The organism is Methanocaldococcus vulcanius M7 (assembly GCF_000024625.1).
Classification (GTDB): domain Archaea; phylum AGJL01; class Methanococci; order Methanococcales; family Methanocaldococcaceae; genus Methanocaldococcus; species Methanocaldococcus vulcanius.
This window is the reverse complement of record NC_013407.1, coordinates 1259341-1283150: the sequence shown is the minus strand read 5'-3', so window position 1 is coordinate 1283150 and position 23810 is coordinate 1259341. Positions and strand designations below refer to the sequence as shown.

Genomic DNA, 23810 nt, shown 5'->3' with positions numbered 1-23810 from the left:
AAACTTTCTTAAAGTTTCATAACAATAGGAGGTTTCTTCCTATGGGTTTTTAGATAGTTGAGTTCTTTCTCCCTATCATAGAATTTCATAATTTCACCATAATTATATAAAAATTTAGATTTAAAATGCTTTTCCTTCTAAGAATCTCACTAATCTCCTTATTAGATAGATTTCGTATAGTTTATTTTTTTGTAGGATTTTATCTATTTCGCTGTCTTTTTTGCCTGCATATATTTCCTTAAATACGCTTTCATAGTATTTGTTTATTAGTTTGGCGATATTTATTGCCTCTTCGGTTTCTGTTGGGTGTTTATCTTTTAACTCATCAAGTTTTGATTTAAAGGCATCTATTGGATAAGCAAAGGCATAGTATTCAAGTAAGTGGAGGATGTCTATTGATGTTTTTATTTCTGGATTTGTTGGGTTTATGTTCTTTTCAATTAAAAACTGATAGAGATGTTTGTTGTTGAGTTCTTTTATTAGGTCTGGAGAGTTTAAAGTAAAGCCTTTACCATCTTCTTTTATTAGTTTGTATTCAACTGCTGTTTTTGCATCAATGCCAGTTGAGATATTTAGCAATATTAAATCACCACTACCTAAGGTTTTATTTCCAAATAGGATTTTATAAGTTGTATAGAATAGGGCAGGTTTTGATGTAATTTTTAAAGTTCCTTCTTTTTCTTTTGAAATGGCATCTATAATGCTATATATTGTTAATGGATAGACATACTTATCGAGGATGTCTTTTGTTGTTAGTTTTCCTTCTGGACTTACAATTTCATTGTATTGGGTTATCTCCTCTAAGATACCAGCCATTACTCCATATAGTAAGTCCAAATCATGCTGTCCGTGTTTTATTAATAGTTCTGCTGTTTGTTTTCCTTTATCTCTTAATTTTGGTATTAAGGTTGAGATTAACGCCTTATCTTTTAGAGTTTTCTTTTTCCAGACGGCAATTATTGAAGTGTCTAAGGAGAGTTTGCCTCTTGATACAATGCTTTGCTTTGATTCTGTTGTTAGAGGTAAAGCCCTTGTTATCGTTAGCTTTGCCCTCTTCCAACCTGCCTCTAAAAGATTTGCCCATGAGTCGGGATTTGTGTGTGCGTAATATGTTATTAGCAAACCATCATCTTTTAAGTGGTTTTTCATTGATATGAATGCTTGTGAGAAGAGATTTTCAAAGTGTTGCTTTGCTATTTCTCTTTGTTCTTTTTTACCGCTTCCAAATCTACCAGCATTTTCAGAAACCTCTTTTTTAGCAAAGTCCTGCCATTGTGTTTTTATCTCTTTGTATTTTTTACCTATCTTTTTGAAGAATGCCTCTTTATGGTATCTTGGAATTAGTTTATTGTTTTCAACATCAGACAAAGCCCTTTTAAGCCAAACATAATAAAAGTCAGATAGTTCAGTGTAAGGAACATCATCGGCATAAGGAGGGTCGGTAACGATAATATCAAACTGCTCCCCTAAGTTTAAAGAGGTTGCATCTCCTTGAATGATTTTTATGTTTGAGGAGTCATTATTGATTTTATTGAAATAATCATCTAAGTTATTTGGTTTATGTGAAAGTGCAGAGGTTAGATATTCCAATGATTTTGGAAGAGTGTAAGTATATCCTTGTGTCCAAGAACCAGTCCATTTTGTAAAGGGATTAGATTCCCAAAAATTCCAATTTACAGATATTCCTCTTGTAGATAAAGTATTTGCCATTATAAGTGATGCATTCCATCTCGTTGAAATTGAATTGTAATCAATATATTTTAATAAATTTAAACTCAAATAAGTAGCAATTGCCTCCGAATACTTAAATGCTCTCTCCTCACTCCAGCCCTCTTTAATCTTCTCCTCTTCAACCTTTTTTCCAACTTCTCTAATTAATCTTGTAATTTTTATCAAAGTTAATAACTGCCTTGGATTGAAGTGCTTTTCCCAAGTAGTTAATCCCCAAGTAATAGTTTTAATATCCCCTCCCATTCCTTTTGAACCCCAAGGTGCTACTGGTTCATTTGGCACATCAACATCTCCACTTTCAATTAATCTCTTAACCTTCTCCTTAGCAATCTCCAATTTTTTATTATCCTCTAAGGTTGCCTTTTCAAAAATCAAATCTCCATCTTCAATCTTAACCTTAACCAACAACCTCTGCCTTGCAAATCTCTCATCTCCTTCATGATATTTCTTTAAAGCAAATTTTACATAGAACTCTAATTCCTTACCCTTAACCTTATTTAAATAGTGATTTCCTTCTTCATCTGCAAATTTTATTAAGTTGCCACAAAATAGACATGTTACTTGACTCTTCCTTGATTCAATATTGGCATTTGGCACTTCAAACTCTAAACTATCAATCTTTATTTTATTCTTATCAACCTTTGCATTTTCTAAGCTTAAATTATTCTCCTTAGCTATTTTATTAACATCAACAACCTCTATATCAATGCCATCCTCTGTTTTAACTGCCTTCATAAAAGCCAATCTTTTATAGCCTTTCTTAGAATCTTTAACTCTTGCTAACCAATAATTTCCTATTAAAGGAGTCCATCTACCACAGTGAGGACATTTAATCTCCCAAGTTCCAATATAAACAGCAACATCATCCTCATAAAGCTCTCTAACATCTTCATCCTCTTTAAGACGTTCAGTAATCCAATGTCCCCACTTCTCAACATCTTTAACTAAACTCTTACCAAACTCCTTAGGATACTCTAACACTGCCTTTAAAAACACATAAGTTGTTGGCAATAACTCAACTGCTGTAACATCTAAGCCCAATCTTAAACCTTCCAAAGGTATAGAGCCAAAACCAGCAAACGGATCTAATAACTTTTTTCCTTCAAAATACTTTTTCCAATCACGTGGAATCTTTGGATTTACTCTGTGGGGAGTTTTTTCATCAAGGCATATTGCATTTTTAAACCTCTCTAAATCAATATCATAAGGCAATAGAGAGCCGGCAATAACTCCTCTCGCTCCAATCAGTGGTTTTCTTGTCCAATAAAATACCATCTCCCAGTATGGAGGTCTTGCTCCTCCTTTCTCCTTCCCACTCTTCTCGTTAATCTCTCTTATTGGAAACTTTGGATTTTCTATAAATCTTTCCATTTTATCCCCTACATTATTTAATAATTTAATATATCATATTATTACTTAAATATTATATTATTGAATAATGCAAAATATTTGGTATTATAGTTCATTAAATTGAATATTTATATACTAATTATATTATTTTTTTAAAACATATCTTATCTTTTTGTATTATTATATTTCCTTTCCATTCGTCTTTTGTTTCTGGAAAATCCTCTCTATAATGTGCTCCTCTACTTTCCTTTCTGTATATTGCGGATTTTGTAATAAGTTTAGCAACGGTAAGCATGTTCTTTAATTCAAAGTAGTTTTTGAGATCAACTACCCCATGGATTTTGATTTCAGAAAGATTTTTTTCAATCTCATTGAATTTTTTAAGGGCTTTTTTTAACCCGTCTTCATTTCTAATAATGGATACATACTCCCACATGGTCTTTTTTAACTCATCTATTAGATTATATGGTGTTATGTTTCCGCTTAATCCTTCTATTTCTTCCCATATATTGAAGATCTCTTCTCCTATATTTGGAACTGTTTTTTCTGATAGTTCTTCAACAAACTCCTTTGCAGATCTCCCGGCAATTGCCCCAAAGACCTGGGTATCTGCTAATGCATTACCTCCTAATCTGTTAGCCCCGTGAATTCCTCCTGCAACTTCTCCACATGCAAATAGCCCTTTTATGTTTGTTTCGCATTTTTCATTAATTTTTAATCCTCCCATAAAATGGTGGGCTGTTGGTGAAACGATCATTGGCTCTTTTCTTATATCTATCCCAAATCTTAAAAACTGCTTATACATGGTTTCTAACTTTTTTTCGATAACTTCTTTTGGGAGATGAGATACGTCTAAATAAACTCCACCATTTACCCCCCTGCCTTCCTTAATTTCTCTATAAATAGCTCTTGCAACGACATCTCTTGTTGATAATTCCATTTTTTCTTTATCATATCTTGCCATAAATCTTTCTTTGTTTTTGTTGTATAAAATCCCCCCTTCTCCTCTAACTGCCTCCGTAACTAAAATTCCGGTTCCAACCATCCCAGTTGGATGAAATTGAACCATCTCCATATCTATAAGTTCGGCTCCTTCATTATATGCGATTGCAAAACCATCTCCTGTTTTTTGTATTGGGTTTGAGGTTATAGGGTAGAGTTGTCCTGCTCCTCCTGTTGCCAAAATAGTTGCTTTGGCAAATATTGGAAAGATGTTCCCACTTATTAGATCCAAAAATATCGCTCCGTAGCATCTGTTATCTTCAACAATTAGTTTTATAGCCATAACTTCTTCTAAAATTTTAATTCTCTCAAACTTAGAGAGATATTCCATTAATCCTCTCATTATTTCATGGCCAGTTCTGTCTCCACAGTAGCAGGTTCTATTAAAACTCTGCCCACCAAATGGTCTTTGAGCTATAAAACCATCTTCTGTTCTATCGAATAGTGCTCCAAATTTTTCTAAGTTTATGAGTTCTTTTGGTGCATTTTTAACTAAAATCTCCACTAATTTTGGATTGTTTATATAGCCACCTCCTTTAAGCGTGTCATAGAAGTGTTTTTCAAAGCTGTCTTTTGGATTAAAAACAGCGTTATATCCTCCTTCTGCCATAACCGTGCATCCACTTTTTCCAAACAGTCCTTTAACTGCAATAACAACGTTTTTGTTTCTACATTCAATAGCTGCTCTTGCAGCAGCTCCACCTCCTCCGATGATTAAAATATCGGTTTCCATTTTTTCACCATCTTTCCTTTCTAATATTTTTTGTTTATTTGTTCTTTATTTTTAGTTCTTTTGTTGATTTTTAAAGTTGGTTTAAGTATCCCATTGTTCTATATATTTAGTTGCTCATAGTTTTGATTTAAACTTAAAAAATTAAAAAGATACATTTATATAAAAAAATTATTAAATACATAAGTTAAGTGGAAAACTAATATTAAAACTAAACAAGCAAAATAAATAATACAAAAATATAACAAAATCAAAATATAAAAAGAGGAATCAATATCTCTCACTATGGATTTTTTTTACATGTGGTTCTTTTTAGGAAAAGTTTCAAAAAAACTAACACTTAGGGCGTTCTTAGTATGGAACTGGTAGCCCAAGTTCTTTTCTGTGTTCAATTTCTTTAAGATTTTTCTCTTTTTTAGTTAAAGCTAACTTTTCAACTAATCCCAGTCCAGGTTTAACTTCTTCTATTGGTTTAACTTCTAAATATCCATCTTCAACCATCTTATTGAAGATCTCTTCTCCCTTAGCGGTTCTTATAAATACGGTGCTCCAACCATCTGGGCTTCCAACTGAGCCAGTTGATATATCTGCTAACTCTGCTGTATAGTCGGTGCAAACGTGGCAGGCAATTTGTTCGTAAGGGTGTGTCTCTTTTAATTTAACTGCTTTTGTTTCTCCCCACTTTGTATACACCCAAAATTTACCTTTTCCAATGTCTAATTTAACTACATCTTCCATCTTAACTCCACAGTGTTCTTCAACTATTAATTTTAAACCATAGTATGGGAAGTTTTCCATGCAAAAGATTCCTATTATTAACGATATTTTGTCAGGAATGTGTCTAAATCCTATTGGATATTTCATTAGTTTTCTTACTGCTCTAACTTGGCATGGAGTTCCTACAACTCCTATTTTTTCACATCCATATTCCCTTACTGCACTTTTTAAGACAGAGACGTTTGGACAGACAGTATATTTTGTCCCTGCCGCTTCTAAAACCTCTTCTGGTGTTGTTGCAACCTTAGGGATAGCCCTAAACTCCCCAGCGTTGTCTGCAACTATAACGCCATCTAATAAATTATTTTCTAATCCATAAATAAAAGCAGTTGAGACGATTCCTCCATCCTGAGCTTTTTTTAAGACCTCTTTTAACGTACTCCTTGCTGAAACGACTTTTTTATATGTTCCGAATGGATCCATTCTTCTCCACCTCTTTTAAGCTTAATTTGTTCTATAATTTTTATTCTATTTTTTCTATTAATTCAGGGAATCTAATTCTTGGACACTGAACTGAACATGCTCCACATTTAATACATAGTTCTTTTATTATGTTTGGTCTTCCGTCTTCCATTTCTATTGCTCTTGTTGGACAGGCAGCGGCACAAGTTCCACAACCCATACATAGGGATTTATTAACTACTTTGTAGATAACATCACATCCACATGCTTCGCTTCCGTTTTCTGCAAGTTCTGCGAATGGATGGAGGTATTCCATATCTCCGTTTAATGCTGCGGTTATAACATCTACTATCGCTTCAGGAGATGGTGGACATCCGGGTATTGCTAAATCTACTTTAATCACTTCGGTTAAAGGAGAGAACGAACTGTGAACTGGTTTTGATAACTGGTTCCCTTTGCTGTATCTTGTAACTCCTCCGGTTGCTGCACAAGCCCCTAACGCAACAACAATTTTTGCCTTTTTTCTGACTTCTTGAGCAACTTCTAATGAGTGATGATCATCTAAACAGACGCTTCCTTCTACTAATGCAATATCACATTCAGGAATCTCTCTTGCATCTGCTAATGTTTGGCAGTAAACTAACTCGATGGAGTTTAACACATCTAAGAGTTTCTCGTATGTATCTGCTAATGAAACTAAACAGCCACAACAACTGCATAATTGAACGTGAGCCACTTTAACCACTTTAATCACCTCTTAATTCTCTAAGTATTATATTTACTGCTTTATCAACAGCTTTTTCAACTTCTTCACTTAGACCAATGTGCACATCTGGCTCAGAGACGTATTTTGCCTGACAACCAATTACTTTAACTTCTATATTGTATTTTTCCGCTACTTCTTTTAGTAGAGGAGATAGTGGAAGGTTATGTATGTCAAATTTACAATATTTAACATTCGGTAGTTCTTCTTTTTCAATTATCTTAATTTCTCCTGGTTTTAATCCCCAATCAATTACATCAACGAGTATTATTTTTTTTGTTTTAGAATTTTCATCTATTAGTGTTAAAACTTGTTGTGGAGCCCCTGCCCCAGCATCAACTAACGCAATATTCTCTTTTTCCTGTTCTGTTAATATTTCATTGAGTTTTTCGATAACGTGAACGCTAAACCCATCATCTGCGAAGAGGATATTTCCGCATGCTAAGATCATTATTTCTTTTTTTAAATAGGATGGAGTTAAATCTAATTCTTCGTATTTTTCTTCGATCGTCATGTTTTCAATCGTTCATGTTTTATTTTTTATTTTCAACTCATTTTCATTTATTATGATCAGAATTGAAAGGAGATGTGATTGGGAAATAAGGATTTTTAATTTCATTTTTAATGTATGTGCCTCGCGGGTCCCTTTCGGGTTCCCCTTGAGGCGTTATAACGTTAAATTACGTTTATAACATTTTTCTGACTTCTATAACTTCTTTTGTCTCCTCATCTTTAACGATGAGGTGTGTTGCACACGAAGCTCATATGTCATAAGCTCTCATTATAACCTCAGCGTATTGCTGTGGATAACCCTCAATTGCTTTCTCAACGATTGGGAAGTTCCACGTGGAAGCTGCGATGATTCGATAACTTTTAATTTTTCCATCTTTTCCAACTTCTGCCATGTGGGTGTTAGTTGCTCTTGGTGCTTCGTGAACTCCTATTCCAAATCCATCTTTGTAAACAACTTCTGCTCTTGTTTTTCCATTTAAATCGAGTTCATCAAGTATTTCAAAAGCCCTGTATGTTGCACCTAAGTTTTCTTGTGCTCTTGCAATGTTTATATCCATTGCACTTCCTCCTTCTCTGAAACTACCAAATCTTACCATTCTTGCCCTTGGCCCTCCTTCTGCTGGAACTCCCCCATAAAGAGGAATTTGAACGGTTGTTGTATGCTTTGCCTCTTCGTCGTCATAGTATCTTTGAGCTGGGATCTCTGTTACATCGTTCCAGTTTATAGCGTATCTATCTCCGTAAGTTGTATGTGAGGCAATGTATGGATATTCATGAGCCCCTAAGTCAGGAATTCCAATTTCATCTAAGAATCTTTCAATTAGCCATGTATATTTTTCATATAACTCGTTTGCATCTTTTTCATACTGTCTTAAAGCGTAGTAAATTTTTGATTTTGCTCTTTCAGTTATATTGGTTCTCATTCCACCAATTACTATATTTGGAGGGTGAATTCCCTCTCCTCCTACTATGTCAACGATTAATTGCCCAACTTTTCTCATTCTTTGTATTAGTTTTATTAGTTCTATTCTGAGTTCTGTTTCATCTGGTTTTAAGAAGTCGTCAACGGTTAAAAGATGGTGTAGTGGATGTGAATGTAATCTGTTTCCAATCCCCACTAACTCTCTTAATAAAAGTCCATCTTCGGGAACTTCACAGTCAATAGCGTTTTCTATTGCTTCACAGGATGCAATTCCGTGTGTGGTTTGACAGATTCCGCAGATTCTCATCACTGCAATTGGTGCGAACTCTGCTGGCTTTCCTTTTAACATTGTTTCGAATCCTCTAACAGGAGTAGTGTTTAGATAGTAAGCTTTACTAACTATTCCTTCGTCATCTACTTCTAATATTAACTTTGCATGTCCTTCGTGTCGTGTAGTTGGGGAGATCTCTATCCTATTGCTCACAAAATTCACCTCCGAATGATAAAATTAAAAATAGAGCATAGATAATTTGTTATTTATATTGAGTTCCTCATTAGTTTGTTTTATATAAGCTTATATAAGCAAATATCTCTTTAAAAATACCAATACTGGAATTTAGTTTTTTGAATATGTCTTTTTGAGATATTTTGTATTACTTTTTGCTTAAATCTTTTTGTTTAGTAATATTGGATTATTCAATGTATCTTGCTCTTTTTTCAACATCCTCCATTAATTTGAGCACAACTTTCCATTCTTTATATGTGGCTTTATATCCTTCTAAAAATTCTTTCCATATCTCTCTAAATTTTTCATAATGTGTTGATGATACTGCTTTTTTAAAAACAATTAAATCCACTGCCTTATCTTCATCAATATCTGAGATCTTTCCGAGACCCAAATCTATTAAATAAATCTGTCTTTCTTTATCCATTTTACTTATTTTACTTTCCTCTTTATGTTCTTCGAGTATAAAGTTTGAGGTTGTTAGATCGTTGTGTATAACTCCGTTTTTATGTAATGTTCCAACGATTTTTCCTATTTCCCATGCTAATTTAGTATTGTCTTCGATTATATCTTTAACAACTTTTCCTTTGATATGTTTCATAGTAATCTGTTTCTCTTCAAGGTTTACGTCATAGACGTAGGGAGTTGGGATTCCAAAGTCCTTGACTAAGGATAAGTATCTTGCCTCTCTTGCAGTTCTACTTTTTCTTATTTTTTCATCGAGTTTTTCATCTCGGTAGTGCTTTTTAATTCTCTTCTTTATTACAACGTCCATACCTAAATAAGATCCTTTTTTAAGATCTGCTTCTGCCCCTTTTCCAATTAAATGCTTTGGAATTCTTCTTTTTTTGGTTTTTATGTTTTTTATCCAGTTAACTTCAACCATATCAGTTCTGTAATTTGGAATTACTTTTGTATCTTCAAGTTTTAGTTTAGTTCCGTTTAGATACATAAGCAAGCCGAGCCATGCAATCATTGCTCCGTTATCTCCACAAAATTCTTTTGGTGGAACATAAAATTCAACTCCTTGACCTTCACTCATATTTTTTAGCATTTCTCTTAATCGCGTATTTGCAGCAACTCCTCCAACTAACATAACCTCTCCTTTGTTGGTATGGGCTAATGCTCTCTCTGTAATTTCAGTAAGCATTGAAAAAGCATACTCCTGTAGAGAGTAGCATATATCTTCAAGTTTCTCCCCTGCATCATACTGTCTCATACACGCAGTTAACAATCCAGAAAAAGCAATATCCATACCTTTTATTGTATAGGGAAGATCAAGAAGTTTTTTTCCTTTCTTTGCCAGTTCTTCAATTTGTGGTCCTCCTGGATGAGGTAAATTAGCATACCTTGCAAATTGATCAAGGCAGTTTCCAACTGCAATATCGAGTGTTTCTCCAAAGACCCTGTATCTTTTTGATACGTAGGCGATTACTTGTGTGTTTCCTCCGCTAACGTATAGTGTTAGAGGATCTTCTGCATCTGTTGTTAATTTTCCAATTTCTATATGGGCTATACAGTGGTTAACTCCAATTATTGGCTTTTTTAATGTTAATGATAAAGTTCTTGCAACTGTTGCGGTGATCCTCAAACTGGGTCCTAACCCCGGTCCTTGTGAAAATGCCACTAAATCTATTTCGTTTTTATCTACAACTTCAAATGCCTCTTTTAAGAGTTTTGGAAATGTTTCAGCGTGATGATCTGCTGCTTCTCTTGGATTGATCCCTTGTTTTGGTGGTTTGTAAATTATTGTTTTATTAAAGAGAACGTTTCCTTCTGAGTCAACAATTCCAACTCCTGTTTTTTCTGCGGTTCCTTCGAGACCTATGCAAAGCATTGATTTCACCTAAATATTGTTGCCTTATTTCGTTTGTTATTATTTGTTATTATTTGTTGTTGTAGTTTTTGCTACATTTAGAGACAAAGAGGTGTTTTGCCAATATTGGAATTACTGTTGATGTTATCACTGAAAGAGCAACTATCGTAACGAATATTTCGTTTCCTATTAGTCCAAGTTCTTTTCCTATTGATGCCGCAACCAGTGAAGCTGAGATTTTGGGAACTGTTAATAAACTTCCCATGATCTTTTTTAATTTATCAAATCTGAGTATTTCCAAAGCGATGAATCCTGATATGAATTTTAAGAAAACTGCTGAGATGAGTGTTAAGAGAAATAGTTCTAAGTTGTTTAGGTTGAGAATAACTCCAATATTTGTTTCCATTCCAAGAACGAGGAAGAATATTGGTATCACAAAACCATAACCTATGGCGTTTAAATTTTTGTTTAAGAGTTCGTCGTGCTCTTCTTTTGTTAATGCTTCGCTAACTGCAACTCCACAAATAAAAGCTCCAACTATTGGATGTATTCCTATAATTTCTCCTACAACTATCGCTATAAAAATAATAAATAAAACATAATGTATTCTTTGAGCGTGAAGTTTTCTAAATAATTTTAAGATATATTTTGATAGAGATGGAATTACTAAAAGCAAAACCGCTATATATGCAAATGTTTCTAAGAGGAAGGTGCCAATATCTCCTCCTCCTGCTCCTAACTTTATAACGACAGATAGCAATAGTAGTGTAAAAAGATCAACTGTAATTGTCGCACTTAAAATTATAGTTCCCAGTCGTGTTTTTACCATTTTTAGTTCTTCCAGTATTGCATAAACTATCGCTACGGAGTGTGATGCAAAGATCACTGAGTAGAGTAAACTACCTATAAATCCCAGTCCTAAATAATTTCCTATCATATAGCCCCCAATGCCTGGAATTATTAACGAAAATAAACTTAATATAAGGGAGTTTTTAAATTCTTTTTTTAATGTTTCGTTATCAACCTCCAACCCTGCGAGAAACATTAACATTATTGCTCCGAAATCAGCAAGCACTTTTAATGTCTCATCAACTTGAAGGATATTTAAACCATAAGGTCCAATTATCATACCTGCAACCATTATTGAAGTTATTGCTGGAATGTTGAACTTTTTCAGCAGATTTGGCACTATGAAAATTATTGACAAAATTATAAAAAATGCATAGTAATAACTTTCCATTACCCCACCACAAACAATTTTATTAAAATTTTGGTAGGGGAGTATATAATGTTTATTATATGTTAATATTGTGCGAGTAATACAAGAGGTGAGTTAATGTTAATCTTAGCAGGTTTGGGGCTTTATGATGAAAACGATATAACTTTAAAGGCCTTAAAATTTGCAAGAGAGGCGGATGTTGTTTATGCAGAGTTCTATACTGCTGTATTAACGGGAACAACTATTGAAAGAATAGAGGAAGTTATTGGTAGGAGGATAAATCTCTTAGGTAGGAAGGATGTAGAGTATGAGGGATATAAGATAATAGAAGAGGCAAAAACAAAGAATGTTGTTTTTCTAACTGCGGGAGATCCGATGGTCGCAACTACTCATGTTGATCTTGCTGTTGAAGCAAAAAAGAAGGGGGTGGATGTGAAAATAATAAATGCCCCCTCTATCTACTCTGCTGTTGGAATAACTGGCCTTCAACTTTATAAATTTGGAAAAACTACATCAATTGTCTTTCCAGAAGAAAATTATTTCCCAGAGACGCCTTATAACGTTATTAAAGAGAATTTAGAAAGGGGCTTGCATACGTTATGCCTTTTAGACATTAAGATAGAAGATGATAAGAAAAGATTTATGACGGCTAATGAAGCGTTAGAAATTTTGCTAAAATTGGAAGAAAGGAAAGGATTTGGAATAATATCTGAAGATACTTGGGTTGTTGTTGTTGCAAGGGCAGGATCTTTAAATCCAAAACTTGTGTATGGGCAGATTGGGAATTTAATAAATTATGATTTTGGAAAACCTCTTCACTGTGTTATAGTTCCAGGAAAGCTTCATTTTATGGAGGAAGAGGCGTTAAATGTTCTATGTGAAAAGATTTAAATAGAAGTTTTCAGAGAGACAGAACTAATAATAAAGTTATTCTTAATTTTTTTTATTTTTTATTTTAAGATAGATCTATCAAAATAGTTTGCAGATATGAACTTATAAGAGTAAGGTATCGAAAAGAGCGATCAGTGGTTTTAAAGTTGTCAAAACTAATTAGAGTATTACAGTTCTAAAATAAAAATTATTAATAATCATTTCACTTTTACTGTTCCAGTTCCTTTTTCACAGCTTCATTTAGTTCTTTTAATTTTAAGAAGAGTTTTTCGTACTCTTCTGTATTCATTCCAAGGTCTTTTAGTTGGGATATAATTGCTTCAAAATGCTCTTCTGTATGATTTAAAGTGTGAATTAGCTTCTTTATAAGTTTCTCTTTTTCCATAATTTCACCAGTGGTTTTTATACTCAAACTATTTATACCCAAACACTTTACAGTTATAGTTATTGGTTGGATTAATTATAAATATCATAAATTATACTTCTACACTCTACCTTTATATACATTATTAAATTTTTGAGGGATTGTATTATGCAAATGTGTGAGTTATGCGGAAAATTAACTGAAAAACTTTATAAGGTTGTTATTGAAGGTTCTGAAATGAATGTTTGTAAGGAGTGTGCCAAATTTGGAAAAAGCCCAAAGACCTACTCTCGACTTGGAAAGAAACCTACTCCAACATCTGGAAGAACCACTACTAAAAAACCAGTTAGAAGAAAAAGAGATCTGTTTGATTCACTTCCAGTTTTAAGGGAGGATTACGGAGATTTAATTAGAGAAGCGAGAGAGAAGATGGGACTTTCGATAGAGGAACTTGCTAAAAAACTTAAAATGAAATCTTCCACTTTACAAAAATTTGAAAGATACGAATTAGAGCCAAACGAAAAGGAGATTAAAATATTAGAAAAATGGTTAAAAATATCTCTAACTGAAAATGTAGGAGAGGATGATCAGTTTTACTCAGGAGAAAGTGACGAGGGCTTTACATTAGGGGACTTTATAAAAATCAAAAGATAATATCAGAAATAATTAATATACCATTTAAATTATTTAAAATAAAAAATAAATAAAATTAATATTGTTTTTATTTATTTAAAGATATAATCTGCTTTATTGAGTCGACGACATATTTTACTTGGTCCCATTCCAATCCATAAACGCTCATTTTTACTTCTTTACTTACACCTGCTCTAATTCCTCCAATTCCCCTCTTTTTCAATTCATCATAAAAGAAAAATCCTTTTCTTTTATCTTTTTTTGCAATTTCATCTAATATAGGAGTTTCGAATTTAATTAAATCATGTTCTTTTGGTTTAATTCCTAACTGTTTAAATCCAATTTTTTCAAGTTCATCAACAACGTATCTTGTTTTTTTAAGTTCTTCATCCCATTTTTTAACTCTTTCAACAATATAAGGAAAGCTTGCCATAAGTGTTATTATTGGCAGGCCTCTACTTGTGCATCCGAGCATTTCCACCTCTTTTACTGGAAATTTTTCTGATGTTTTTGTTATTTTATCGGAAAATTCTTCACTAAAAGCTAAAATACCACATGGAGCTGAGGATGCCATACTCTTATGTCCTGAAGCTACGATAAAATCAGCTTTAAGTTTTTTTCCATCAACGGGCATTCGTCCAACTGTATATGCACAGTTTAATAGGAAAGGAATTCCTCTATTTTTAGCAAATTTTCCGACTTTTTCGGCATTGTTTAGATTCCCATATTCTCCATCAACATGAGTTAAGAGAATCAATCCAACATTTTTTCCTTTATCTTCTAAATTATCGACAACTTCTTTGTATCCTTCTAAATTTATCTTAAATGTTGGGTATTCTTCTTCATAGCCAACTTCTGCAACATTCAACTTTGCTCTCTCGGCAGAGACATAACTTGTGTAGTGTGCATTTTTATCTAAAACAACGTAATCCCCTTCCTTACAAATAGCATGCATAACTATAAACTTTCCTTCCCTCGCTCCATGTGTCGGTCTTGCAAGATCCATATTTAAAAATTGGGCAATATCCTCAAGAAAGTCCTTTATTGGAGGGTAAGTTATTTCATCTAATCTTCCATGGCAGTAATCACAAACACTGTATCCATCCCAATATTCATAAACAGCTTTTTTTGCTTCTTTCGGTAAGATCCCTCCTCTTTGTATGGGGTTTAAGTTAATAAACTCTCTTGATAAACTTCTTGATAGGTTCTTATATTTATCAATGTTTATATTCAAAAAAATCACCTCTTATACTCTGCTAATACTCAAACTCTAATTTAGATAAAGTTAATGACTGTTATAGTTAGTTTAATAATAGTTATTAATAATAAAGATTTGAATGGCTCTTATAGATTTTTTGTTTTTTGTTTTAATATTTATAGTCAAATTTAAATAAAAAAAGATTTTTATAATAAAGCCCCTCTAATTCCACTAACGATCATTTGCACTGCAATTGCAGTTAAGATCAACCCCATCATTCTCGTTAATATCCTAATTCCTAATTTTCCAATTTTATCAAGCAGTTTTTCAGCAAACAACAAGGTTAGATAAGTTATTCCAAGAGATATTAATATCGCAACTATAACTAAAAATTTATCTCCAATATCTGGAGCTTCTGCCATTGCAACCATACACGCAGTTATAGAGCCCGGACCAGCCAATAGCGGGGTTGCAAGAGGCATTAACGCGATCTCGTCGATTTCATAAGCAGCTTCTATCTCTTTTCTATGAAGTTTTGCTTCTTGATGTCCCCTAACCATGTCTAAGGAGATTAATAGCAGTAAAATCCCCCCCAGCAATTTTAAAAGCATCTAATGAGATTCCAAAAAATTTGAGTATTAAACTTCCAAATAGGGCAAAGGATAAAAGTATTGCAAGAGCATATATTACCGTTTTTTTAGCAACGAGATTTCTCTCTTTCTTTGGGTATGACTCTGTTAACGTTATAAATACTGGAACAGCTCCAAATGGGTTTAGAATTGAAAATATTGAGGAAAATGCTAATATGAAATATTGTAAATCCATATTACCCCTGTTTTTATTTTATTAATTTTCTTTTTTCGTTTATTTTAATTATTTTAATTTTTATAGTTTTTATTATTGAATTATTATTGAAATTATTTATGTTTTATTTAGGATTTTTACCTTTATTGTAGAAATTAGAGTTTGTTGACCTAAAATTTTACTCTTTTTTTAATCCCCTCATAGAGATCTATAACATTCCCATTTAAGAAGGCAGAGATTGTATACACAACCCCCGGGGGTAGAATATCCGCTCCTTCTCCTCTTTTAACAAAATACAGCCGATCGTAGTTTAATAGTCCGCCATATATTAAACAGGCAATCTTTGAAATATCTTCTAAGTTTTTTGTGGTGATAATTACAACAGGATCATCACTCTCAGCTCCTGTATATCCAACTCCAGGGATCTTTCGAGCAGTGTTTGAAACAGAGCATCCAACATCATATCCAAACTTTTCCCCAATTTCTTTAACGAATAGTGCAATTTCATCAACAAAGGATTCTCCTCCATAAGTATCAAATGCCACTATTAACGCATCACCATACTCAGAGGTTGCTTCTGCTATTGCATAGGATATACCCTCCCCTGCCTCTTCTTCTGTGTCTGAAATTCCATTCAAATCGCTAAATCCTTCTGCATGCTCTTTTAAAATGTCGAATATTATTTTATTGTTCTTTTCAATTAGATTTTCTGGAACAAAGGATGTTATAACTATATCATCTCCTGTTATATTAGATATGCAGGATTTTATACCCAACTTTGATAAACGCTTTTTAACTTCTGAATCAACTACTTTGTTTATTTTGGGATTGGTTCTGACATCGTTGTTTGATATATCCACACCTAAACTTACAATGTATTTTTTTTGGGAGGTCATGGTCTCATCTTGTTTTACGCTAATATTGTTAGGATATTATTTTTTAATTATTTACTATTACTTTCATATATTTTTCCCATATTTTATCAATTTTTATTAATTGTTTATTATATTTTTGGAAGTTTCTTAAAGTTTAATTTTTTAATTTTTATTTTTCAGTTTTTTAAATGTTAATTCATCTTTTTTATATACAAATACATCACTTTCTATATCTCTATCTATTAAACAACTTGCTCCTATCCAGCAGTTGCTTCCAACTTTAACCCCTGGCATAAAAGAGACCTGAATGCCTGTCTTAACATTATCTCCCATTATAACTCCGAGTTTTCTAACGCTTTCAACTCTTTTGCCCTTTATATTAACCTTTACTGGTTTATCATCGAATCTTAAATTGGCAGTTATTGTATTGCATCCAAAATTGCAGTTTTCTCCTATTATGCTGTCTCCAACGTAAGAAAGATGAGGTATTTTAGTATTTTTCATTATTATGCTGGATTTTATTTCCGAAGAATTACCAACAAAAGTATTTTCCATTAAAACAGTATAAGGTCTTATATAAGCTAACGGCCCAACAATAGATCCTTTTTTAATAATTGCGGGACCTTCAATAACAGAATTTGCTTTAATGACTGCTCCCTTTTCTATTATTACATTTCCTTTTATAATTACATTCTCTTCAACTTTTCCGCTAATATATGTTTTTATTTTATCTAAAAAATATTTATTTGCCTCTAAAACGTCCCATGGTCTACCAACATCATTCCAATAACCATTTAATTTAATTCCCTTAACGTTTTCCTCTTTAATTAGAAGTTTTATTGCATCGGTTAGTTCTCTCTCCCCGCGTTTAGAAATTTCTGTTTTTTCAATGAGTTCAAAAATCTTTCTATCAAATTTATAAATTCCAGCATTTATTAAGTTTGATTTGGGATTTTCTGGTTTTTCTTGGATTTCTATTACATTGTTTTTATCATCCAATACAACAACACCGAAATTTTTTGGATCGCTTACCTCTTTAACAGCGATAGCATATTTATATTTTAAAAATTGCTCTAAGGTGTCTTCAAATACAATATCTCCATTTATGACTAAAAACTCATCTCCAATATGGTTTTTAGCCGTTAAAACTGCCTCTCCAGTTCCATCTATCTTTCCCTGCTCTAAAAATTTGACTTTTGGATGATCTTTAAAGTGTTCAATTATATTTTCTTTTTTATGTTTAACGATTAGATAGATATTATCTACTAAATCCTCAATTTTATCAATAATATGCTGTAAGATTGGCTTTCCAGCTATGGGAATCATTGGTTTTGGCCTATTTTCGGTTAAAGGTTTTAATCTCTCTCCCTTTCCGGCACATAGTATCAATGCATCCATAATTTCACCATTTGTTGTCGCTAAGGAAGTTCCGCTCTTTAGAGTGGAGAGGAATTCAGATGAAAACCTAACGGTTTTCATTACTCTCCTCGCTACGCTCGAAGATAGGGGAGGCGGGCGGAGATAAGGTTTATATATTCAAATTGCCTTATTATTTATCGAGGCGGTCTGACCCCGCCCAATGACTCCTCGGCGACGAGGATGAGAGGGTGTTCCCAGTGGGAACCTCCACCCTTTAGGGCGGAGAGGAGGTCAGCTCTGAAAACAATAAAAAACAAATGGTCAAATAAAAGATATGACTTATCAACTTTGTATGTTTTTATACCTTTTAACATTATTTTGTTTAGTTTACATAATTTAATGCCTCTTTTACTAATTTAATTCCATTTTCAAGTATAGCTTTTGCCTGATAATTATTTTTCGCTTCAACTCTAATTCTTATGTATGGTTCAGTTCCGGAGGGTCTTATCAAAATCCATCCTTCCTCTAAATTAAATCTTGCTCCATCGACTGTTTCTGGGGGAGTTTTAAACACTTTTTCTCCATTTTCAATAATATACTTCATAACTTTATCCTTATGCTCATCAATACATGGGATTTTCTCTCTTAAATTAATATATGACGGTATCTCATCTAATATATCACATAATCTTTTCCCATAAAACTCTAACATCTCTAAAACTCTTAAACCACTTAATATACCATCAGGGGTTAAGTGAACATCTGCATGTATCCAAGTCCCACTCGGTTCTCCTCCGAAAATCGCAGAATTTTTGATCATCCCCTCAGCAACCGCAACATCTCCGACTTTTGTTCTTATAACCTCTACATCTAACTCTTTTAAATATTCATCGATTACCATTGATGCGTCGACAGTAGTTACGATCTTTTTACATCCTGTTTTTTCGACAATATATTTTGAAAATACTGCCAGTAATTTATCAAAATCTGCTAATCTCCCTTTTTCATCTATTGCAACCATTCTATCTGCATCTCCGTCATGAGCAATGCCTATGTAATTATCTCCACACGTATTTAATCCTTTAATCATTTCCATGGTCTTTTTTAAATTTTTTTCGTTTGGCTCGGGTAATCTTCCAATGAATCTCCCATCCATATGGCTGTTAATTGAAATTACATGACATCCAAGGTCTGTAAAAAGATACGGTGAAACTAAACAGGCAGAGGCATTTGCACAATCCACAACTACATTAAATTTATCAGTTATCTCTACGTTTTTTAAGATATGATCCATATAGTTTTTCACTGCCCTACTATCTTCCCAGATCTCTCCTACATTATGCCACTCAACTTCTGTAAATTTGTTCTTGAATATAATTTCTTCAATTTCTTCTTCTTCTTTCCTGTTGAATGCCAGTCCATTTTTATTAAATAGCTTTATTCCGTTGTAGTCGGGAGGGTTATGTGAGGCGGTGATCATAACTCCAACATCGTAATTTCTTGCATTAAAACCTAAAACAGGTGTTGGGACTATGTTTATTGTAGTTATCTCTCCCCCTCCATTTAAAATACCTGCTATTAATGCAGTTTCGATTAATTTTCCTGTTGTTCGGGTGTCTCTGCCAACAACTGCACTTTTATATTTTTTTGATATTGCAAGTCCGACTTTATATGCAATTTTGGGAGATAGGTTTTTCATCCTTATTCCTGAGGTTCCAAACAGTCGCTTCATAACCTTTCACCAAGTCCTCTTTATCTTCATAATCTTTAATATATCTCTGATGTTGTGAAATGTGATTATTGATAAATTTAAAGAGGTATCATGTATAGATTAACATTAACTTTTTATATGCATTGTGATGTTAATTTCATTAAAATCGATCTTTGTAGGTGTAATCCATGATCCTATTAGTAAGCCCTATCGATGTAGATGAAGCAAGAGAGGCAATAGCTGGAGGAGCTGATATTATAGATGTTAAAAATCCTAAAGAGGGATCTTTAGGGGCTAATTTTCCATGGATGATAAAGGCAATTAGAGAGATCACACCAAAAGAATTATTGGTTAGTGCAACAGTTGGAGACGTTCCTTATAAACCTGGAACTGTTTCTCTTGCCTCTGTTGGAGCGGCTATGAGTGGAGCTGATTATATAAAAGTTGGATTGTATGGGGTTAAAAATTACTACGAAGCAGTGGAGTTAATGAAAAATGTTGTTAGAGCAGTTAAAGATGTTGATGAAAATAAGATAGTTGTAGCAGCAGGATATGCCGATGCACATAGAGTTGGAGCAGTAGATCCTCTTATTATCCCAAAAATTGCAAGAGATGCGGATTGTGATGTGGCAATGTTGGACACTGCAATAAAAGACGGAAAAACACTGTTTGATTTCCAAAGTAAAGAGATCTTAGAAGAGTTTGTTGAGGAGACCCATAGTTATGGGTTAAAATGCGCCTTAGCTGGCTCAATAAAAAAAGAGCATATTCCAATATTAAAGGAGATCGGAACTGATATAGTTGGAGTCAGAGGAGCTGTTTGTAAAGGTGGAGATAGGAATAAAGGAAGAATCGATAGAAATTTAGTTAAAGAACTGAAAGAACTCGTATAAAGGACTTGAATAAGATTAAAATAATTAATTGGATAATCTTTTTAGAGTTTTTAAGTTGGCTGTTAAATATTTATGTTTTTCACTTTGACGGTTGGTATTGATTTTTTGATTTATAAATTTATTTTTTATAAGAATGCCCCGATGGTGTAGCCCGGATAACACACGGCACTGCGGATGCCGAGATCGGGGGTTCAAATCCCCCTCGGGGCGTTATTTTAAGCGTTTTTGCATGGATTTTACATGTCGCAATTTATCTATAAATTTTTACAGTTGAAAATTAGATGATTTGAATAAAATCTTAAATATTGAATAATATTAAATGATTAGATTATTAGATGAAATGAACGAATGAAAAGATAAGTTGATAATTAATTAAATAATTTTTTAAATAATTTTTGAGGTGATTAGATGATTATAGGTGCTGAAACATCGAAAAATTTTTTTAACGATCTAAAAGACGAGCAAATTCAACAATGTGGAGTAGATTTAAGGGTTTGGAAAATATTTAAATTGGAGGGAAAGGGAATCATTGATTTTTCAAATGAGAAGAGAGAACTGCCGAAATATATTGAAATATTTAACTCTGAGAAAGATGAATGTATAACATTAGATAACGGAGTTTATGTTGTGAAGGTGGCTGATTATATAAAAGTGCCAAAAAACACAGCCGCTTTTGCATATCCAAGAAGTTCTTTATTAAGAATGGGCTCTACGCTCTATTCAGCAGTTCACGATCCCGGTTATGAGGGAAGGCCAGAGTATTTGATGCACGTATTTAATCCAATAACTATTTACAAATACGCGAGAATAGCTCAGATAGTTTTTGTTGAATGTAAGGATGTGAGAGGATGTTATGATGGAATCTACAAGGGGAAATGATGTTCTCAAAGACAAAGATTGAAATTTTAAAAAAATTGAATGAAAGGAATTATACTACCTCCGAATTATCAAAAATTTTAGGAAAATCAAAAATCAACGATAAGTGAGCATTTAAACGCTTTATATAAAATGGGTTTGGTTGATAAAGAAAGACATAGCAAGTGGGTTTATTATAAAATAACAAACAAAGGAAAGAAGGTTTTAGAGAACTTAGAGACGTTGATTTTAATAATGGGCAGTGTTTTTGCACTAATTGGTTTGTGGATCTACTATATATTCAAACAAATAAAATATCAAGCAAGAGAAGTTGTTTTATCAAAAACAGTTGTTGAGAGGGGTATTTATACAACTTACAAAGGTTCAACAACTTTTCAGAAAGAGCCGCTATTTTTAATTTTTTTAATTATCTCTACTTTTTTAATAATCTTTATAGTTTATTTAGTTTATAAAATTATTCGGAGGTAATCGAACGATTTAGAAATCATTATATAGTATCTTTTTTAGATATATAAATAAATTAGCTTTTTAAATATTCTTAGGTGATAAAATGAAAATTAAGGCAGTTGCAATATTTTTATCATTATTAATGGTAGTATCGTTATTTTCTGGATGTGTTGAGAATGAAAAAACAACAAAAATACACGAGGAGGGTTTTAAATTAATTCCTGTCAATTCTAAATCAACGTTTGAAAATTTCAAAAATACTATTGAAAATCCTTTAAATAATCCCATTTTCTTTACACAGAGTTATTTGTATGGATTATCATCAACAATAACAATAGTTAAATCCACTAATGTAGGTATGACCATTAATCAGGAAAGATTTTCAAAAACCAACGTTCAAGTTAAAGGGATTGATGAGGCAGATATATTAAAAACAAATGGGAAGATAATCGCTTTTTCTCAAAATAAAATTTATTTAATAAAGCCCCTACCTCCGAAAAATTCCACGATATTAAAAAACTTATCTCAAAGCGGTTATCTCTACCTAATAAACAACACTCTAATAGTTATAAGTTGGGATGAAATAACCTCCTACAACATCTCAAATCCAAAAAAACCAAAAATAACTTGGCAAATAAACCTAAATGGAAGTTATGTTGATTCACGGCTGTATAATGGATCACTATATTTGATAGTTAGAAAAAACTATATTTACTGTCCAATTGTGTGGAATGGTTATAAGATTAACTATAATAAATATTACATCCCTATAATTTCTCCAATATATAGTAGGGATTTTGATACAACTTATATCATTAGTAAAATAAATATAAAAACTGGAAAAATTGAAAATTCAATTGCAATTGTCGGAAATTATAAAACAACTTTATATATGTCAAAGAATAACATATATTTTGCTTATAATCTAAAAATTAATGAGAAAAAATTAATGCTAAAATTTTTAAATGAAAGTGCAGACAAATATTTCCCAAAAGAAGTGGCGGAGAAAATAAGGACTGTTGTTAATGATAAGAATTTTGGAGACGATGCCAAGTTCGTTGAGATAACCGAAACTATTGAGAGATATTTAAATACCCTTCCCTCCGAAAAAAAGCATAATATTGTGAAGACATTGGAGAATGATTTTGAAAATTATTTGGAAAAACATTGGGAAGAATTAGAATGTACTGGAATTGCTAAAATTGATTTAAAAACCTTTAACGTTAAAAGTGGAGAAGTTAGTGGACGTTTACTAAATAACTTTGCTATGGACGAGTATAAGGGCTATTTAAGAGTGGCAACTACAATAGGAAATAGAGATAGGATGACAAATAACATCTACATCTTAGATAAGAACTTAAATGTTATCGGAAAATTAACGGGATTAGAAAAAGGAGAAAGAATTTATGCAGTGAGATTCTTAGGAGATAAGGCATATATAATAACCTATAAAGAGACAGATCCGTTATTAGTTATTGATTTGAAAGATCCAAAGAATCCAAAGGTTTTGGGAGAGTTAAAAATCCCAGGATATTCAACTTACTTACATCCAATCGGTAATAATTTATTTATTGGCATTGGTAAAGATAACGATGGAAAATTAAAAATCTCACTATTTAATATTTCTGATTTGAATAATCCGAAAGAAGTTGATAAATATAAATTAAATGTGTGGTGGAGTCCAGCGTTGAGGGACTATCACGCATTCTTATGGGATGAAAAGTATAAAATCTTCTTTCTACCTGCTTATAATCATGCTTATGTATTTAAAATTGAGGACAATAAGATAGAGATGGTTAAGGACGATGAGCATAAAACAAACGTTTTACGGGCTTTGTTTATAAACAATTATCTATACACGTTCTCACTTTCAGAGATGCACATTTTAGATGAAAATAACTGGCAATTAGTTAAAAAAATTGAGTTTGGAAACTATCTACCTTATGATTATGGGTTTAAATAAATTTAATTTAAATTTTTTAATTTTTATTTTATTTTTTATCTTTGACAATTAACATAAGGGCTTGAA

The 23810-nt window shown here is 32.6% G+C and carries 20 protein-coding genes, 1 tRNA gene and 1 pseudogene; 8 read left to right on the top strand and 14 right to left on the bottom strand.

Features of this window, described 5'->3' with window-relative positions; genetic code table 11:
- Positions 1 to 120: 120 nt before the first annotated feature.
- The 8 genes from METVU_RS06305 to METVU_RS06270 all read right to left on the bottom strand — a co-directional run bounded on the left by METVU_RS06305 (position 121) and on the right by METVU_RS06270 (position 11751).
- The gene (locus METVU_RS06305) at positions 121 to 3102 is read right to left on the bottom strand and encodes a DUF1156 domain-containing protein (protein WP_015733360.1); all 2982 of its coding nucleotides are present in this window, start codon (positions 3100 to 3102) and stop codon (positions 121 to 123) included.
- A 118-nt stretch (positions 3103 to 3220) separates the two neighbouring features.
- Complete coding sequence (gene tfrA, locus METVU_RS06300) at positions 3221 to 4816, bottom strand: fumarate reductase (CoM/CoB) subunit TfrA (protein WP_015733359.1); 1596 nt, start codon at positions 4814 to 4816, stop codon at positions 3221 to 3223.
- A 348-nt stretch (positions 4817 to 5164) separates the two neighbouring features.
- Entirely contained in the window at positions 5165 to 6013 is an 849-nt protein-coding gene (gene frhB, locus METVU_RS06295) for a coenzyme F420 hydrogenase subunit beta (RefSeq protein WP_015733358.1), read from the bottom strand.
- Between the two features lie 40 nt (positions 6014 to 6053).
- Complete coding sequence (gene frhG, locus METVU_RS06290; protein ID WP_015733357.1) at positions 6054 to 6737, bottom strand: coenzyme F420 hydrogenase subunit gamma; 684 nt, start codon at positions 6735 to 6737, stop codon at positions 6054 to 6056.
- A gap of 1 nt (position 6738) precedes the next feature.
- Positions 6739 to 7269, bottom strand: coding sequence for a coenzyme F420-reducing hydrogenase, FrhD protein (gene frhD, locus METVU_RS06285; protein ID WP_015733356.1), 531 nt, complete (start codon positions 7267 to 7269; stop codon positions 6739 to 6741).
- A 172-nt stretch (positions 7270 to 7441) separates the two neighbouring features.
- Positions 7442 to 8674, bottom strand: a complete 1233-nt coding sequence (frhA, locus tag METVU_RS06280; RefSeq protein ID WP_015733355.1) for a coenzyme F420 hydrogenase subunit alpha — start codon at positions 8672 to 8674, stop codon at positions 7442 to 7444.
- Between the two features lie 208 nt (positions 8675 to 8882).
- Positions 8883 to 10532 carry a bifunctional N(6)-L-threonylcarbamoyladenine synthase/serine/threonine protein kinase gene (locus METVU_RS06275; RefSeq protein ID WP_015733354.1) on the bottom strand — a complete coding sequence of 550 codons (1650 nt, stop codon included), beginning with the start codon at positions 10530 to 10532 and terminating at the stop codon, positions 8883 to 8885.
- Between the two features lie 49 nt (positions 10533 to 10581).
- Positions 10582 to 11751, bottom strand: coding sequence for a cation:proton antiporter (locus tag METVU_RS06270; protein ID WP_015733353.1), 1170 nt, complete (start codon positions 11749 to 11751; stop codon positions 10582 to 10584).
- Between the two features lie 96 nt (positions 11752 to 11847).
- Between METVU_RS06270 and dph5 the strand changes: the two genes are divergently transcribed.
- Complete coding sequence (gene dph5, locus METVU_RS06265; RefSeq protein WP_015733352.1) at positions 11848 to 12621, top strand: diphthine synthase; 774 nt, start codon at positions 11848 to 11850, stop codon at positions 12619 to 12621.
- A 208-nt stretch (positions 12622 to 12829) separates the two neighbouring features.
- On the opposite strand, the gene METVU_RS09090 is transcribed toward dph5, so the two are convergent.
- On the bottom strand, positions 12830 to 13006 hold the full coding sequence (locus tag METVU_RS09090; RefSeq protein ID WP_015733351.1) for a hypothetical protein: 177 nt from the start codon (positions 13004 to 13006) through the stop codon (positions 12830 to 12832).
- Between the two features lie 147 nt (positions 13007 to 13153).
- On the opposite strand from METVU_RS09090, the gene METVU_RS06260 reads away from it, so the two are divergent.
- The gene (locus METVU_RS06260; RefSeq protein ID WP_015733350.1) at positions 13154 to 13639 is read left to right on the top strand and encodes a multiprotein bridging factor aMBF1; all 486 of its coding nucleotides are present in this window, start codon (positions 13154 to 13156) and stop codon (positions 13637 to 13639) included.
- Between the two features lie 67 nt (positions 13640 to 13706).
- Here METVU_RS06260 and pscS read toward each other — a convergent pair whose 3' ends face one another.
- The 5 genes and pseudogenes from pscS to glmM form a co-directional block, all read right to left on the bottom strand.
- Positions 13707 to 14852, bottom strand: a complete 1146-nt coding sequence (pscS, locus tag METVU_RS06255; RefSeq protein WP_211204349.1) for an O-phospho-L-seryl-tRNA:Cys-tRNA synthase — start codon at positions 14850 to 14852, stop codon at positions 13707 to 13709.
- A gap of 170 nt (positions 14853 to 15022) precedes the next feature.
- A pseudogene (locus tag METVU_RS06250) lies at positions 15023 to 15641 on the bottom strand (NAAT family transporter).
- 149 nt (positions 15642 to 15790) lie between these two features.
- Positions 15791 to 16516 carry a hypothetical protein gene (locus METVU_RS06245; RefSeq protein WP_015733348.1) on the bottom strand — a complete coding sequence of 242 codons (726 nt, stop codon included), beginning with the start codon at positions 16514 to 16516 and terminating at the stop codon, positions 15791 to 15793.
- A 141-nt stretch (positions 16517 to 16657) separates the two neighbouring features.
- Positions 16658 to 17893, bottom strand: a complete 1236-nt coding sequence (gene glmU, locus METVU_RS06240) for a bifunctional UDP-N-acetylglucosamine diphosphorylase/glucosamine-1-phosphate N-acetyltransferase GlmU (protein WP_015733347.1) — start codon at positions 17891 to 17893, stop codon at positions 16658 to 16660.
- Between the two features lie 343 nt (positions 17894 to 18236).
- Entirely contained in the window at positions 18237 to 19586 is a 1350-nt protein-coding gene (glmM, locus tag METVU_RS06235) for a phosphoglucosamine mutase (protein WP_015733346.1), read from the bottom strand.
- Between the two features lie 167 nt (positions 19587 to 19753).
- Here glmM and METVU_RS06230 point away from each other — a divergent pair, with 167 nt between their 5' ends.
- The 6 genes from METVU_RS06230 (at position 19754) to METVU_RS06210 (ending at position 23744) form a co-directional block, all read left to right on the top strand.
- Positions 19754 to 20458 carry a (5-formylfuran-3-yl)methyl phosphate synthase gene (locus METVU_RS06230; RefSeq protein WP_015733345.1) on the top strand — a complete coding sequence of 235 codons (705 nt, stop codon included), beginning with the start codon at positions 19754 to 19756 and terminating at the stop codon, positions 20456 to 20458.
- Positions 20459 to 20593: 135 nt separating this feature from the next.
- Positions 20594 to 20668, top strand: a tRNA-Arg gene (locus METVU_RS06225).
- A gap of 198 nt (positions 20669 to 20866) precedes the next feature.
- Positions 20867 to 21337: a deoxyuridine 5'-triphosphate nucleotidohydrolase gene (locus METVU_RS06220; protein ID WP_015733344.1), complete on the top strand. Its 471-nt coding sequence runs from the start codon at positions 20867 to 20869 to the stop codon at positions 21335 to 21337.
- Positions 21337 to 21444: an ArsR family transcriptional regulator gene (locus METVU_RS09145; RefSeq protein WP_015733343.1), complete on the top strand. Its 108-nt coding sequence runs from the start codon at positions 21337 to 21339 to the stop codon at positions 21442 to 21444. The genes METVU_RS06220 and METVU_RS09145 overlap by 1 nt, the downstream gene beginning before the upstream one ends.
- A gap of 28 nt (positions 21445 to 21472) precedes the next feature.
- Positions 21473 to 21802, top strand: a complete 330-nt coding sequence (locus METVU_RS06215) for a hypothetical protein (protein WP_245528124.1) — start codon at positions 21473 to 21475, stop codon at positions 21800 to 21802.
- A gap of 82 nt (positions 21803 to 21884) precedes the next feature.
- A complete protein-coding gene (locus METVU_RS06210) occupies positions 21885 to 23744 on the top strand; it encodes a beta-propeller domain-containing protein (protein WP_015733341.1) in 1860 nt (619 codons plus the stop codon).
- Positions 23745 to 23810: the final 66 nt, after the last annotated feature.